General features: G+C 45.0%; 14 protein-coding genes. 2 read left to right on the top strand and 12 right to left on the bottom strand.

All coding sequences use genetic code 11. The annotated features are described in order from the left end of the window. Positions 1-3 precede the first annotated feature (3 nt). A complete protein-coding gene (locus OCU50_RS16500; RefSeq protein WP_060469521.1) occupies positions 4-900 on the bottom strand; it encodes a YdcF family protein in 897 nt (298 codons plus the stop codon). A 290-nt stretch (positions 901-1,190) separates the two neighbouring features. Here OCU50_RS16500 and OCU50_RS16505 point away from each other — a divergent pair, with 290 nt between their 5' ends. Together OCU50_RS16505 and OCU50_RS16510 are read left to right on the top strand one after the other, a co-directional pair. Beyond that, positions 1,191-2,561, top strand: a complete 1,371-nt coding sequence (locus tag OCU50_RS16505; protein ID WP_017058616.1) for an L-serine ammonia-lyase — start codon at positions 1,191-1,193, stop codon at positions 2,559-2,561. Between the two features lie 329 nt (positions 2,562-2,890). Beyond that, a complete protein-coding gene (locus OCU50_RS16510; protein WP_060469520.1) occupies positions 2,891-3,673 on the top strand; it encodes a siderophore-interacting protein in 783 nt (260 codons plus the stop codon). A gap of 140 nt (positions 3,674-3,813) precedes the next feature. Here OCU50_RS16510 and gntR read toward each other — a convergent pair whose 3' ends face one another. From gntR to OCU50_RS16565, 11 genes are all read right to left on the bottom strand, one after another. Beyond that, positions 3,814-4,815: a gluconate operon transcriptional repressor GntR gene (gene gntR / locus OCU50_RS16515; protein WP_082710379.1), complete on the bottom strand. Its 1,002-nt coding sequence runs from the start codon at positions 4,813-4,815 to the stop codon at positions 3,814-3,816. Between the two features lie 177 nt (positions 4,816-4,992). Beyond that, positions 4,993-6,501 (bottom strand): NADP-dependent phosphogluconate dehydrogenase, encoded by a 1,509-nt coding sequence (gene gndA / locus OCU50_RS16520; protein ID WP_060469519.1) that lies wholly within the window; start codon positions 6,499-6,501, stop codon positions 4,993-4,995. Positions 6,502-6,504: 3 nt separating this feature from the next. Next, positions 6,505-7,002: a gluconokinase gene (locus OCU50_RS16525; RefSeq protein ID WP_060469518.1), complete on the bottom strand. Its 498-nt coding sequence runs from the start codon at positions 7,000-7,002 to the stop codon at positions 6,505-6,507. 118 nt (positions 7,003-7,120) lie between these two features. Then, complete coding sequence (locus OCU50_RS16530) at positions 7,121-8,443, bottom strand: TRAP transporter large permease (protein WP_060469517.1); 1,323 nt, start codon at positions 8,441-8,443, stop codon at positions 7,121-7,123. Beyond that, the gene (locus OCU50_RS16535; RefSeq protein WP_060469516.1) at positions 8,436-8,993 is read right to left on the bottom strand and encodes a TRAP transporter small permease subunit; all 558 of its coding nucleotides are present in this window, start codon (positions 8,991-8,993) and stop codon (positions 8,436-8,438) included. The genes OCU50_RS16530 and OCU50_RS16535 overlap by 8 nt, the downstream gene beginning before the upstream one ends. Positions 8,994-9,058: 65 nt before the next feature. Next, a complete protein-coding gene (locus OCU50_RS16540) occupies positions 9,059-10,075 on the bottom strand; it encodes a TRAP transporter substrate-binding protein (protein ID WP_060469515.1) in 1,017 nt (338 codons plus the stop codon). Positions 10,076-10,275: 200 nt separating this feature from the next. Next, complete coding sequence (locus OCU50_RS16545; RefSeq protein ID WP_060469514.1) at positions 10,276-11,178, bottom strand: EamA family transporter; 903 nt, start codon at positions 11,176-11,178, stop codon at positions 10,276-10,278. 135 nt (positions 11,179-11,313) lie between these two features. Beyond that, the gene (gene phnR / locus OCU50_RS16550; RefSeq protein WP_060469575.1) at positions 11,314-12,018 is read right to left on the bottom strand and encodes a phosphonate utilization transcriptional regulator PhnR; all 705 of its coding nucleotides are present in this window, start codon (positions 12,016-12,018) and stop codon (positions 11,314-11,316) included. A 68-nt stretch (positions 12,019-12,086) separates the two neighbouring features. Next, positions 12,087-13,796 carry a putative 2-aminoethylphosphonate ABC transporter permease subunit gene (locus tag OCU50_RS16555; protein ID WP_370736484.1) on the bottom strand — a complete coding sequence of 570 codons (1,710 nt, stop codon included), beginning with the start codon at positions 13,794-13,796 and terminating at the stop codon, positions 12,087-12,089. A 21-nt stretch (positions 13,797-13,817) separates the two neighbouring features. Then, a complete protein-coding gene (locus OCU50_RS16560; protein WP_060469512.1) occupies positions 13,818-14,927 on the bottom strand; it encodes a putative 2-aminoethylphosphonate ABC transporter ATP-binding protein in 1,110 nt (369 codons plus the stop codon). Between the two features lie 274 nt (positions 14,928-15,201). Continuing rightward, positions 15,202-15,843, bottom strand: coding sequence for a haloacid dehalogenase-like hydrolase (locus OCU50_RS16565; RefSeq protein ID WP_060469511.1), 642 nt, complete (start codon positions 15,841-15,843; stop codon positions 15,202-15,204). Between the last annotated feature and the right edge of the window lie 61 nt (positions 15,844-15,904).

Genomic DNA, 15,904 nt, shown 5'->3' on the forward strand with positions numbered 1-15,904 from the left:
GGCTTATCGCCACCAGCGATGTGTGTGGTCAGATTCTGGGTCTAAATATCGGTTCAACAAAGTCAGGTTTGTGTCTAGTAGCGCTAGATACTCCCTGACTTTTTTAATATCTGTATCTGCTGGAGTATGTTGAATACAGCGTTCCAATACCGGAAGTAAACTGTCTACAATATCAAACAGGGCTGACAACCCCGTCGAGCCTTTCTTCGTGAAGCTTTTCGCGACTAGCTCTTTTACAACAACTAAGGCTTCTAAAGAGAGCCTTTCTGGTTCTTGTCTTACTGACTCTAAATCTCGCTGAAATACCCCCGCGCAGACACCTTCAAGATAGACTCGATAAGTCGTCAGTACATCCATCAATAAAAACAAATGCCCCTGAACACTTTGATGAGGGTATGGCACCGCAACATGAGCATCTAGCCGACGGTCTACTTGAAGTTCGATCCCAAGCGAAGAACACTCCTCAACCAGAACCTTAAGCAAGCCTTGTTCATCCATCAACGCTTGAACTTCGAAAATACGCTGTAAGTGGTAGTCATTGGAAACAAACGTCACCTTCACATTTTGCCCACGCGTAAACAGACCGCTTTCAATCATTTCTGAGGCCAAGTTCTGAATATTCTCAACCGTACTTGTCGATGCCTTCTCCAGTAAAATAGCCCCTAAGGTGAACGGATACTCACGCTGATCTTCAAGTTTTCGATAATATTGGTACATCACATCCGCTTCTGATCGGGTTTGGCCTTTGGTCACCCCACCGCAAAATGCAACCGCCAGTTTCTGATTAGATTCGACCGTAAGATAATCAACTAAAGCATCAATTCGACTCATTCCTTCATCAGTCAATTTGTTCTCATTAAGTCGCTTACCCAGCACAATAAGGAGGTGATTAATGCTCATTTTATGTTCAAGTCTCGTTTTGGTGTTCTGATGGAGTGAATTATGTATACAATACCTGTTAACAAAAGTATTTTTAAGTTCTTACATGTTGCTTACAATAACGCTCACTATTAATAGCAGTATCATAAATCACACACACGAGAGCCACGTGCCACTGTAAAGCAAAAATAGCACGCTCTTGAGTTTCACCACCTATGCTTGTTAGCATTTGTCTCACTCAAAGAAATAAAGCTAACAAAACAAAATTTAACCAGAGTTCGTTCATCGAACCGTCTTCACAGGAAGTTACTATGCTGTCTATTTTTGATATCTATAAAATTGGGGTCGGGCCTTCCAGCTCCCATACAAATGGACCAATGATCGCTGGGTTTAATTTTACACAAAAAATTGAATCTGTACTTGAACAAGTTGCTCGTATTCAGATCGACCTATACGGTTCACTGTCGCTAACAGGTATCGGTCACCACACCGATCGTGCAACGCTGTTAGGTCTGCTTGGCAACCGCCCTGATACTATCAAAATAACCAGCGCTAATTTAGCAATGCGTAAAGCGATTGAAGACAAATCTCTCATGGTTAGCGGTAACCATGAAATTCACTTCAACGTAGAAAGCGACTTACTATTCCACAAAACTAACCTTCCACTTCACGAAAACGGCATGACTATCTCAGCCTTTGATGCAAGCGGCAGCCTTCTAGAAATGGAAACTTACTACTCGATTGGTGGTGGTTTCATCGCAACGGCTGACGAACTACAACACGGAAAAAAAGAGTCCGAAACAAAAGTAGAGTTCCCTTTTTCTTCTGCCGATCAGTTGTTGGAGTTGTCGGAACAAAATGGTCTCAGCCTGGGTGGTTTAATCCTGCGTAATGAAATTTCGTTCCAAGATATGGATGTAATTGACCAAAAAGCCGACCAGATCTGGAAGGTGATGTCACTTTGCATGCAACGAGGTTTTGATACCGAAGGTATTCTCGATGGTGGCCTAGAGGTCACGCGCCGTGCCCCTGCACTTTTGAAAAAGCTTGAGGCCAATGCTTCCATCGAAAGCGATCCCATGGAGATCATGGATTGGATCAACCTGTTCGCCTTTGCAGTAAGTGAAGAAAATGCGGCTGGCGGACAAGTGGTAACTTCTCCAACCAATGGTGCTGCCGGTGTGATTCCAGCCGTGTTAATGTATTACCATCGCTTCATCAAAGAACTTGATACAAAACAGCTTAAAGACTTCTTAGCAGTATCTGGGGCGATCGGCATTCTTTACAAAACCAATGCGTCTATTTCTGGTGCTGAGGTTGGCTGTCAAGGTGAAGTCGGCGTATCTTCATCAATGGCTGCTGCAGGCTTAACTGCATTACGTGGTGGTAGCAACGAACAGATCTGTATTGCTGCTGAGATCGCAATGGAGCACTCACTGGGCATGACATGTGATCCAATTGGTGGGCTTGTCCAAGTGCCGTGTATTGAGCGTAATGCAATGGGGGCAATGAAAGCTATTAACGCATCACGCATGGCGTTGAAACGTACCAGCAAGTGCCTTATCTCTTTGGACAAAGTGATCGAGACTATGTATCAAACGGGTAAAGATATGAACAAGAAATACCGTGAGACTTCTTTAGGTGGCTTGGCAGTGATCCATATGGCGCCGCCTTGTGAATAGCACAAATTAAAAATGATTAACTGATAGAAACCGAGACTATTGGAAACTACTGTAAGAAAAGCCTATACCAAAACTGCATTCTTATAAGCTAACTTCTAACAGTGCTAACTATCCAGACAAAGCCAGCCAACAACTGGCTTTTTTGCTAAAGAGCAAAGAGGTTTCCCTATAAAGGCGCGATAAACTTTTTTTGTCGATGACTTTCGATCTAACGGAATGATTCAAAATACGTCACGCTTGTGTAAATAAAGGTAAATGATAATTATTACTATTGAGTGTTATCTTATTCAGGATTATCATGTGAAAATCAAACCCTAAGAGAGCCTTTCATGAGCAAGCCTAGTCCTATCACATTAACCGTTAGTCAAACCTCAACAATCACACCGAACATGCAACGTATAACGCTTAGCGGTGAGGGATTAAGTCAATACCCAACAGAGTGTGCCGGCGGATACATCAAGCTTTTATTCTCTCCTTTAGGCTCAACTGATTTAAGCCAATTGAATGACGGTGATCGTCCAACCATGCGTACCTACACGGTTCGTCAATACCACCCTGACGAAAACTCTATCGAGGTTGATTTCGTTCGCCATATCACCACAGATTTGCAATGTGGTTTTGCTGCAAGATGGGCAATGAACGCACAAGTGGGCGATACTATTTCAGTGGTTGGCCCTGGCTTGATTCAAGGGGTAAACCTTGAGTCGGATTGGTTCTTCTTAGTGGCAGATATGACGTCACTGCCTGCTCTTTCAGCCAAATTAAAAACACTTCCAGAATCAGCAACGGGTTACGCTGTTGTTCAAATTAATTCTGAACAAGACAAGCAAACACTTGAAGCGCCACAAGGTATCAAGGTCACTTGGTTAATTGCAGATGAAGCCTCAGACACCCTTTCACGAACTGTGCGCAACACAGAATGGTTAGAGGGCCAAGTTTCAGTATGGACGGCGTGTGAGTTTGAAAGCATGCGTGAACTGAGACAGTACTTCAGAAACGAAAAAGACGTAGCGAAAGAAAACATCTATATCAGCAGCTACTGGAAACGTGGCGTCACTGAAGATGGCCATAAAGTATTGAAACAACAAGATACGCAAGCTTTAGCAAGCTAGGATGACCAATTGTTTACTACGACTGATCTTAACCTTTGAAAACGTTCAGCGAACGTTTAGCACATAAAAACGCCCTTAACGATATGTCTATCGTTAAGGGCGTTTGGCTTTAATCCCGTCAAAGCAAAACATAATACAAATTAAATACTCTCACCGATTTCAATCTCATAACCAAGATCCAGCTTCGCAACCCACTCTTTATTTCCTTGTAAACGCGATACCACTTGCTGCGCAGCGACTTTACCAATCTGCTCTCTTGGTGTTACCACCGTGGCTAAACGAGGCGTCATCGCCACTGTGATGTCGTGTCCATGGAAACCTGCAATCGCCATCTGTTCAGGTACTTGAATACCACGCCTTACACACTCGTAGAAAGCACCAATGGCTAAGTCATCGTTAGTACAAAATATACCGTTCACTTCAGGGTGCTTCTCGAGTAAATCGCCAATCAATTTAGCGCCTAAAGTAAACGAGGACGCGTCTTCTGTTTGCAGTGTTACTGGCACTTTATCGGCCTCTTGCATCGCATGTTCATAGCCTGCCATTTTTAAGCGAGTACGCTCATCCATGCGAGCAGCTAAATAAGCGATATTTGTCCGCCCTCTGTCGAGTATGGTTTTAGTCATCGCCCTAGCGGCTTCGAAGTTATCAAAGCCAACCGCTTGTTCAATCCTTGGAGACACCGAATCCATGATTTCAATCACTGGGATCGAGACCGTTTGCAGCATTTTTCTAGCTCTATCGGTGTGAACGTTTTCTGACAAGATAATCGCATCAACGTTGTAAGAGAGCAGCGAAGCAATGCTCTGCTCTTCCAACTCAGGGCTATAGCCATAGTGGGCAATCATGGTTTGATAACCTGCTGGTGCCGTCACTTGCTCAATACCACGGAGCACTTCAGCGAAAACTTGGTTGGTTAACGAGGGAACTAAAACGCCAATCGCATTACTTTTTGCGTTAGAAAGAATATCTGGGGCACGATTAGGGATATAACCCAGCTCATCGACTGCTGCGTTAATCTTGTCTCGCAAAGCTTCTGATACCTGGCAAGGATCACGTAAACAGCGACTCACCGTCATTTTAGTTACGCCAACTAGGTTGGCAACATCTTGTAATGTAGGGCGTTTTTTCTTATTCGACATAATTAATAGTTATTATTTTTGAGTTATGTTACTGGTAACAGTGTATCCAACTGACTTGGAATTTGAAGCCTTATCTAACAAAAGGTTGATGCAACGACAAGAACATAAAAAAGATCTATCTATTGTTACTTCCGGTGCAAACAATAACGCCCTCATGGCGAGGGCGTTATACATCATTTAGGTATTAACTTTTACTTCAGTTCTTGGAGACTGACTCCAAGTTACGTGAAATTTTTCAGCTTCCTCTCTATCGACTCTTGAATAGGTATGGGAGCCAAAATAGTCACGCTGCGCTTGCAGCAAGTTCGCAGGTAACACTTCGCAGCGCAGAGAGTCGAAGTAGCTTAATGCTGAGCTTATCCCCGGCATCGGCACACCAAACAAAGCGGAGTTCGCTACCGCAATACGCCAAGCCAGCTCACGCTCTTCCACTTGTTTAATGAAAGCCTCATCAAACAACAGGTTCGCTAGCTCATTATTTTGTTGGTAAGCCGCTGTAATACTTTGCAAGAAAGCCGCACGGATAATACACCCCGCTCGCCAGATTTTTGCTATTTGAGTGAAATCTAGGTTCCAACCTTCTTTGTCTGACGCTGTTTTCAACAAATCAAAGCCCTGCGCATAAACGCACAGTTTGGCGCAATACAGAGCATCGTGAAGTTCAGAAATCACTTCTGTTTTATCTAACAAGTTCGCATCAGCAATATTACCTTTTAAAAGCTGACTTCCCTGGACACGTTGTGATTTTTGACCGCTCATCGCACGCGCGTAAACCGCTTGTGCAATGGTTGGCGTTGGGCAACCTGCTTGAAGGCTATTAACCGCCGTCCACAATCCCGTGCCTTTCTGCCCAGCTTTATCTAGCACGACCTCAACGAATGGCTTACCCGTCACCACATCTTCATGCTGAAGAATATCGGCACTGATTTCCATCAGGTAACTATTAAGTACACCATTATTCCACTGCTCAAAGACTTGGCCAATCTCTTGAGCAGGCATTTCAAGCACACCACGCATGAACTGATAAACTTCGCAGATAAGCTGCATATCGGCGTATTCAATGCCGTTATGCACCATCTTAACGTAGTGCCCAGTACCAGAAGGGCCAACATACGCCGCGCATGCCTCACCCACTTCAAATTGGGCAACAGGCAAACCATTTGCATCCACTTTTGCAGCAATCGCTTCCCACATCGGCTTCACATATTGCCAAGCAGACGGGTCACCACTCGCCATCAATGCTGGGCCAACACGAGCCCCCTCTTCGCCACCAGAAACCGCTGTACTGAAGAAACGGAGCTTACCTTTATAATTCTGTTCACGTGTCTCGGTATCAGTCCATAAGCTGTTACCCGTATCGATAACAATGTCGTCGCTCTCCAAACCGGCATCAAGCAGATTATTCACGACGATATCAACGGGCTTTCCAGCAGGAACCGACAGTGCGATTACACGCGGTTTTGCTAAGCTCTGCAACACATGTTCAAGACTCGTGCCTTTGGTGAACTGACCTTTGCCGTCAAAGGATTCATTAAGCTGCTTTGCTTCTGAACTCGCACGCTCAATGTTGTCAGCGCTTAAATCAAAGCCAGCAACGTTAAATCCATTATCGAGCAGGTTGAGTGCTAAGCTCTTACCCATCACCCCTAAGCCAATCATAGCGATGTCATTTTTTATCTGAGTCATGGTTTAGCCTATCTGCTTAATTTGTTTAACTGCACTTTCTACTACTTGCTCGACATCTTGTGAGATATCGACAAATAATGCTTCATCTAGATCAGGTTCAACCAAGGTTTCAAACTGGCTTTTCAACATCTCTTGACCATTAAAATAATGATTTTCACGAGCTTTGTGACGATTCCAAATCGTATCGAAACTGCCCTGTAGGTACACAATCACTAAATCTTCATTGTTGTTGCGCAGAATATCGCGGTATTGCGGCTTTAGTGCCGAGCAAGCAATCACTGCGCTTGGTTGTTCGATATATTGCTTATTCAGTGTTTCCAGCCATCCTTGACGATCGTCGTCTGTCAGTGGGATACCTTGACGCATCTTTTCTACATTGCTTTGCGGATGGAAATCATCGCCATCAAAAAACTGGAGCGTTAATGCTTCTGCGATACGGCTACCAATCAGGCTTTTTCCGCATCCAGATACGCCCATCACGAGTATTTTTTTGCTTTTCATAAGGCAAGCCTTCCCTAAGCCCCAACCAAAACTGGGGCTGACAATCGAATCTAATAGTTAAACTTATGTTGCTGCTGATCGGTCCCCGAATACTAAATCCGCTCAAGGACCTTTACTGTTATTGCCACCAAAGTGCTAGCTGAGGGAAGATAATAACCAGCCCCAGAACCAAGACTTGAAGTGCAATGAACGGCAGTAGTGAGGTAAATATCTCGCCCAAGCTGATGTCTTTTGGTGCGACTGATTTTAGGTAGAATGCCGCAGGGCCAAACGGTGGCGACAAGAAAGACACCTGCATGTTGAGACAGAACACAACACCAAACCAAACTGGGTCAAAACCAAGGCCTGTAATGATTGGAACGAAGATTGGCATTGTTAGAAGCGCCACACCGACCCAATCAAGGAACATGCCTAAAACCAACAAGATAGCCATCATGATTAGCAGCGTTACTGTTGCGTTGCCGCCACTTAGAGCAAGGATGGTTTCTTCAACAAAATCAATACCGCCCATCAAGTTGTAGATACCTACCAGTGCACTTGCACCGATGCCAATCCACATGATCATGCCGCAGGTACGCATGGTTGCCATGGCACTCTCTTTCAACATGTTGAAGTTCAGTTCGCCACGGATCAGTGCACTGATCATAATACCCACCACACCCAAAGCAGAAGCTTCTGTTACTGACGCGATGCCGGTGTAGATACTGCCTAGAACGGTTGCTACTGAAAGCAATGGGAAGAACAGAGCCTTGAAGTAGCTAGGCTGATTTGCGATGTCTTCTTCTGTCTCATCATCACTTGGAATAGGCGCGAGAGAAGGGTTTAGCTTACAACGAATCAATACGTAGCCGATGTAACAACCCGCAAGGATAAACGCTGGTAAAAAAGATGCTTTAAACAAGTCACCAATCGATACGCTGGCTGTCATACCGTAGATGATCAATACGATACTTGGTGGAAGCATGGTGCCTAACGCACCACCCGCACAGGTTGTACCGATAGCAAGCTTACGGTCGTAACCCAAGCGAAGCATTTGAGGCAGAGCGAGAATACCAAGTAGTACCGTTTCACCACCGATAACGCCCGACATTGAAGCCAATAGAACCGCAACTAGTAACGTTTGTACCGCAACGCCACCGCGAACTTTACGGCCGACAGATTTCATGGCATCAAACAGGTCACGCGCGATACCCGAACGGTCTAAGAGCGCTGCCATCAATACGAACATTGGGACGGCGAGGAATACATAACCAGAAGCAAAGCTGTAAGTGCGGCTCGCAATCAAAGGCAAGGCATCAGGGCCAAACCAACATAGGGTGAAGAAAATCGCGACAAAACCTGTTACGAAGGCCAGCTGCATACCCGTGAGTAGCAAACCAATCATCATAACCAGCATGAGCAAACTGCCCCATGCGATACCAATAGAAGATAAATCAAACATCGTCATTCTTCCTTAGACCCATCAACTCTTGGATTAGGTGCAATACAAACTGGACAACAAGAACACATAAAACGACAAAGATCAGACCTTTCAGCAACGCAGGATAAGGTGCGTTTAACACTGAGCCTGATGTCTCTAAGCGGAATTCACCCCAAGGTGCAAACCATGCTTCTTCTGCTGTGAAGTAAGCCGCGTAAGCCAGCATGCCAGCAAAGGCCAAGCCAACTGTGTGGTGAACAAGATTAAGGTACTTACGTGTTTGGTTAGACACTGAATCGTAGATAAGAACCACACGTACATGCTTATCAGCCGCGAAAGCGTAGATGCCGCCGATAATGAATAGGGAGCCACCGATAAATGAAGCCGTTTCGTGTACCCATGTGGTCGGGGCATCAAATGCATAACGCATCACAACTTCGTAAAATGAGATCAATACAGTGAAGATGAACAGCCAGCTAACTAAGTTACTGAATTTTATGATAAGACGATCAAGGCCGTTTCTTGGCTTTTCATCGTTTTCAGCTGGTGCGTGAGGGGTTTTGTCTGTCATGAGCCAAATTTCCTGAGAGAAAACGGGAGAGCAATGCCCTCCCCCATCAATAAGCTAGGTTTGAATTACAGTAGGCCGTTTTCTTCTAGGAACACGGTAACGGAAGTGTAAACTTTCCCTGCGTTGTCAGAACGCTCTGCAAAGACTTTCCATTGACCTTTTGCAATTTCACGGAACTTCTTACGCTCTTCTTGAGACCAGTCATGAATTGTGATTTCTGGATTCGCTTGGGCTTCTTTAACTGCTGCTTGGTCAGCCATTTTTAGCTGAGTCGTCATGTCGTAAGAGAAGTCACGAACCGACGTTTGTAGAATCGTTTGTAGATCCGCAGGCATCTTGTCCCATTTCTTTTGAGAAACAGAGATATCGATTAACGGTAGCGAGTGGAAACCCGGTTGAACTGGGTGTGTCGCAATATCGTTCATGCCCGCTTTTTGGTTTGTCGAGAATACTGTGTAGTCCGCAGCATCAATGACGCCCTTGCTTAGACCGGTAAATACTTCAGAACCCGGAAGGTTTACTGGAGTCGCACCCGCTGCCGCAAACACTTGTTGTACTAAGCCTTCAGGCGCACGCAATTTAAGACCTTTAAGATCCGCAACACCGTCAATTGGCTTTTTAGAGATGAAAGACTCAACACCTGTTGTTGAAGCACCAACGAACTGAACACCGTAAGGCTTGTAAAGCTCAGTCATTAGTTCGTTACCGCCACCATAGTTCATGTACTGAAGCAGTTGTGTTGTGTCTGACCATGCACCCACCATGTTACCGATTAGGCCGAATGCTGGATCTTTACCAGAGAAGTAACCCGTTGCTGTGATATGACCATCTAAGATGCCCATTTTGATCGCGCCTAGCGTTTCAGTGTGCTTAACCACAGCGCCTACAGGAAGAAGATCAATGTCGATACGTCCGTTAGACATCGTTTCTACGCGCTCAGCCCACTTCTGCTGAACCTTGAAGTTCAAATCACCAGATGGATCTGAAGATTGAATCTTAAGTTTGAAGTCTGCAGCCATTGCTGAAGTAGCAAATAGGCCAGTGAGGGAAGCAGCGATCAGCGTTTTAGTCAGAGCTTTCATTTGGGTATCCTTATGAGTTTCACAGAGTCCGGTTTGTTGTTATATGTTACCGGTAACGTTAAGGTGGATGTTACCGGTAACTTAACAGCTTTGTCTATGAGAAGGATCACATCTTTAACATTAGTAAAACGTTTGCTATCAATAATGAAAATGTGACTGAAAAGTCACATTATAAGTTAGAAGTGTATTTTAATTTCTCTTTAATTCAGTGAGATAACTAAACCAGCAATGATAAAAATGACGCCTACACCGCGAGTCATGTGCCACTTTTCCTTTAAAAAGTAGATCCCCATCACGACGCCGAAGATGATGCTTACTTGCCTAAGTGCCACCACCAAGCTGACGTTCTCTGTCATGGTCATCGCAAACAACACCAAACCGTAAGTCGATGCCATCATAATGCCTGCAACCGTAGCTTTTTTACGTAGTACCCATGCGTTGGTAAACTCGACTCTTTGATTGGTCACCAACAACCAAATACTCAGCGGAATTACGATCGCCCAAAATTGAATGCCTAGGTAGAAAATTGCCGTGTGTTTATTAGTAATGGTAGGCGTGCTTAATGGCTCCAATAACAAAAGCGCTTCTTTATCAATAATGGAGTAACCCGTGGTGCCTATCGCGGCTATTAGTGCCCACAGCACACCAAGGTTAAGATAAGCCTTAAGCCTCAGCTCAGAGAATTGTTTCAGTGGAACAAACAAACAGCCTAATGTGATCAGTGCAAAGCCAATCCATTGATTCAATGACAACTCATAGCCAATCAATACGGTTCCCAAACCAACCATTAACACAGGAAGCGCTCGTGCCATTGGGTAGATGACACCAATATCAGCCTGTTTATAGGCGATGCCTAAGCCGATTAAATAGATGATTTGGCAAATGCCACTCAAGAAGAGCAACTGCCAGAATGGAATTGTGATGTTTGCAAAGCCGACGCTGTAGACATACCAAATCAAATAAGGGGTCAGAATCACGGCAGCGGCAAAGCCAGACGCTAAAAAGAAAGAGGACCCAGAGCCTTGATTTGATTTACCTAAGACATTCCAACCCGCATGCAGCAGAGCCGAAATAATCACGATGATGATGGCAGAGAATTCCATTTCATTCCTAAATTGATAACTGATAAGAACAGTCGCTGAAAACAAGGGATAAAAAAGGCCTCCAGATAAGAGGCCTTTGATTATTCCAGTTGGGCAAATCCCTAAAGTGAGGTGTGCCAGCGTTCTAACGTACGACTAACGCTCTAACTGCGCTATCGACTCGATACTGATCGCGTCATGACGCCAATACTCAATATCGCAATCAATCAGATCGCCGTTTTGATTGTAGTTAACACGCTCGACAACCATTGCAGGAGAACCCGAAGTCGCACGCAGAGCTTGCGCTGTTTCACCCAACAAAGACGTTGTACTCACACGGTAACGGATCTTCTGATACACCACGCCAAAGTGTTCGCGGTAGATGTCCGTCAGTGATTTGGACAAGTCATAATCGAGCAAGTTAGGAAACAACTCTGGTCGAATGTAGTTCGTCACATACACAACAGGCCTGTCTTCAAGGTAGCGAACTCTATCGACTCGATAAACGTCTGAGAACGGTTGTAACTCAAGAAGCTTCGTCGCCTCCTTGGTTGCCAATATCCCTTTCGCTGACACTAACTCAGTTTTCGGATTACGATTCTGCGCCAGAGCCATGTTGGTGAAATTCAATGTTTGTGTCGGGTTGTAGCGAAGCGGCGCCGGCGAGATAAACCAACCACGACGGTCTTCTCGATAAATGCGTCCTTCCGCTTCAAGTGAAGACAAGGCTTCGCGTAACGTAACTCGTGTCGTATCAAACGACTCAGCCAGTTTACGTTCTGCAGGCAGCTTCTGTCGTGGCGTTAACATCCCCGACTCTATCTGCTCTACAATGACATCTTTGATTTTTACGTACTGCACTTCATTTCCTTTCATTCTTGTTCTTGTCGTCAGCCACTCCTTGGCCAACTGCAATATAAAATGGTTCGCTAACGTTTACGCCAAGCTTGGGTGCGCTTCTCGAATAACTTGTTGATTAGCATATGAATCAACTTCGCACTCGCTGCAGATATCATGATCATTACCGCCATGGCTGCTGCTGCACCAGTTTGCCCCGCATCGTCCATATTCATGACTGAAACCGACGCAGGTATCGTGTCGGTAGAATACAAGAATACTACCGCAGATGTCGTGGTAAGTGCATTAATAAACAGGTATGTCGCAATATCTAAAATCGCAGGCAGACAAACGGGCACCGTCACCTTAAAGAACAACTTGTATTGCGGTAGGTTAACCGAGGCCGCGGTGGCTTCAATTTCCGAAGGCAGCTGTTTTAATGCCGTTAACGCCGTCATGTGCCCTACCGTGTAGTAGTGAACCACGGTATTGATCACCAAGAACGCCATTGTTCCATACAAGAAGTTGAGTGGGTTACTTAAGTCATTAAAGTAGAAGATGTAGCCCAAACCTAACACCATCCCCGGAACCGCCATCGGCACAACACTGAGCATCTGCATCGCCTGACGAACAGGACCAAATGCTCTGCCCTTCTCAATGCAATACGCACCTAAGAAAATCAAGACCGTACCGATAATGGCAGTCCATGCGCCAAGCGTCAGAGAATTGAAGAACGGAGTCCAACCATAAGTACTCATTTCTGCGAAGTTGTAGTTGTTCAGTGTCAGCGCTTTGTTCCAAGGCCAGAAGGTGACCATAGAACCATATATCGCCATGCCCAACACGATAACGACAGCAGCAGAGATGATCGTGCAGTAAAGGAAACACAAGCCGTCACGCATCGTATTTGGCTCTGGTTGGTACGCGACAGAACGAGTATCAAACAAGCTCTTCTGTTTCTTTTGCACCCAGCGATCAACCGTAAACGCGAGCAATGCAGGCAACAGCAACAAGATACTGGTTACCGCACCCATCGAGAAGTTTTGCTGGCCCACCACCTGTTTAAAGATGTCCGTCGATAAAACGTTGTAGCTACCGCCAATCACTTTTGGCACACCAAAGTCGCAAACCACCAACGTAAACACCACGATCAAAGTACTGATCAAGCCATATTTGGCTGCAGGTAACGTCACCATGAAGAAGGTTTTGAGCGATGACGTATTCAGTGCGCGTGCTGCCTCATAAAGACGAGCATCGGACGTTCTGAGTGAAGTGGTTAGAATCATCAAGGCGTGTGGAAAAGTCCAAAATATCAAGCCGAGTGAGATACCAATCAAGCCGTATACCGAGTTACCGCCCAAGACTTCTTTGGCGATACCTTGGTTACCAAATAGGAAGATCAGGCTGATCGCCGGAAGTAGTGACGGAGCAAGAATCGGCGCAGAACCTAATACCTGAAATAGTCCCTTAAAAGGCATGCATGAACGAGTCAAAGCATAGGCATAACCAAACGCTAAAACGCCAACCACTGTCGTTACCAACAAGCCCAACGTGAAGGTGTTACCGACGGATTGCCACAGGCTTTGAGACGCGAAATACGTCGCGAAATTCTGCAAACCGACAAATTCGCCATCTGCGTTTTGAACACTCTTTTTCAGCATTGCCCACAACGGCATCAGAATAAACAGTGTCATGACTACAGACAAAAATGCCAACAGCCCAAATAGGATAACGTTGTCTTTACTCAACCGAGCAAGAAAAGGTTGTACTCGTCGTTGAAATAGCAGATTAGATTGCATCATTTGAGTCGATTCCATGATTGATTACGCTGCCTCGTCTTTCATCACTTGCAAGCTTTTCGATGGGTAAGCTCTTAGGCCTTCTTGGTCAAAGGCCACATAACGAATATCACAGCGACGCAGGTTCAATCGGTTGAACTCTTTGACTGATACATCAACGATGATCTCTTTCGCGGTTGAGTCATGTTGCAATTGACACTCAACGCGATAAAACGCCCCTAAGAATTCACTTGATACGATTCGAACCGGTAAGGACTCATTAAAACGATCAACAAACTGGATTTGCTCTGGACGAACCGCGATATCAAACACATCACCCTGCTTTGGTTCTAAGTTATCTAGCCCAGGCAATGGCAACATAGACTCAGCAATACGCATCTTGCCTTGAGCTGCTACAGACGCTTGAATGAAGTTCATACTGCCCACAAACTCAGCCACAAAACGGCTTACTGGTTTTTGGTAGATCTCTTGTGGAGCCCCGACTTGCTCGATAACTCCATGATTCATTACCACAATGCGGTCGGCCATGGTCAAGGCTTCATCTTGGTCGTGCGTCACCATGATTGTGGTGATGCCTAATTTACGCTGCAATTGACAGATCTCGTCGCGCAAGTGTGTTCGTACTTTTGCATCCAATGCAGACAGCGGTTCATCAAGCAGTAGCAAGCCCGGAGACAGTGCCAAAGCGCGAGCCAAAGCCACACGCTGCTGTTGTCCGCCAGACAGCTGATTCGGGAATTTTTGAGCCGACGTTGGTAAACCGATGGTTTCTAGCCAAGATTCCACCGTCTCGAGGGCTTCTTTGGTCGACATACCTTGGTTTTTAAGGCCAATCGCAATGTTATCTTCCACCGTAAGGTTCGGGAACAGTGCGTAAGACTGGAACACGATGCCAAAGTCGCGCTTTTCTGGCGGCAAGAAGGTTGTGTCATTACCGTTTTGCTCTATAGAGCCTGAAGTTGGTAAATCTAAACCTGCAATCGCACGCAATAAGGTGGTTTTTCCACAGCCAGACGGGCCAAGGAAACAGACAAATTCACCTTTTTCGATCGATAAGGAGATGTCTTTCAACGCTGTAAATTGGCCAAATTGCTTTACAACGTTTTCAATATTCAAATAAGTTTGGTTGCTCATACTACAGCACTCTTAATATGGTATATACCAAATTTAAACTTTGAATATTGCAGTTGAGTGACAAATTTATAGAAGCTAAGTGACAGTTATATTGCAGAAATAAAATTCATTCTAGTGGAGGAAAACGCGAGTTAAACAAGTTATAATATTCAATAGCTTACAGTAAACCGATCGCTTTAAGAAAAGTATTTGACGATGAAAGCCAATGTACTTTTCACCGCCAAATATCAATGCTTGTTTATTGTTATACCTATTGTTTCTACCAATACTGAAATCAGTACACGGCACACCATGGAGCAGAGTCCGAGCCAGCGCTTAAACGTTCGTGTGGATTAACTAAATGAGGGCGATCGGCCAAATCATATTGAGGCAAGTCGTTAATTGAACCACAGAGGCCTTGTTGGTGATCAAATGCTGTGCGCCACTCTTTAAAACTCACAATCTTACCGTACGGGTGATTTGGAATCCCCAGAACTTTAACACTATATTGACCAGACTCTTCCATTAATTCGATGCCGACTGCATTCGGAATATTGAGCTTTTTCGCTACACAGGCAGGAATGAACGATACGATGGCAGAGATAATCACCATCGTCTGCCCTTGTATTTTGGAAGACCAGCTCCTCTGCATCACTTGAAGAAAGATCTTACTCAATACTTTGCTATCAATACACTCTTCTAATAAAGCACACACCTCTTGATGTGTCTTATTTGCTAGAGAGCGAGTAGCAAATTCAAGGTAAGTATCTTCATTAAGCATACCTTGAACGTACAGCGTCATAAGCCGGCGTTCTTCGTTCAAAAAGCTAGGTTCACTCGCTAAGCCCTTTTCAACCAAAAACTCATTCCAAATCATGGCACTGTTTCCGTCCATGAGTGTTTCATCTAGATCAAATACGTACAGCGGGGTCGTCATATCAATTCTCACTTCAAATCAAATTTAACTTCCAAGTCAGACTTAGCGGGCGAGAAAAAAT

Origin of the sequence: Vibrio toranzoniae (genome assembly GCF_024347655.1) — a bacterium.
In the GTDB taxonomy this organism is placed as follows: domain Bacteria; phylum Pseudomonadota; class Gammaproteobacteria; order Enterobacterales; family Vibrionaceae; genus Vibrio; species Vibrio toranzoniae.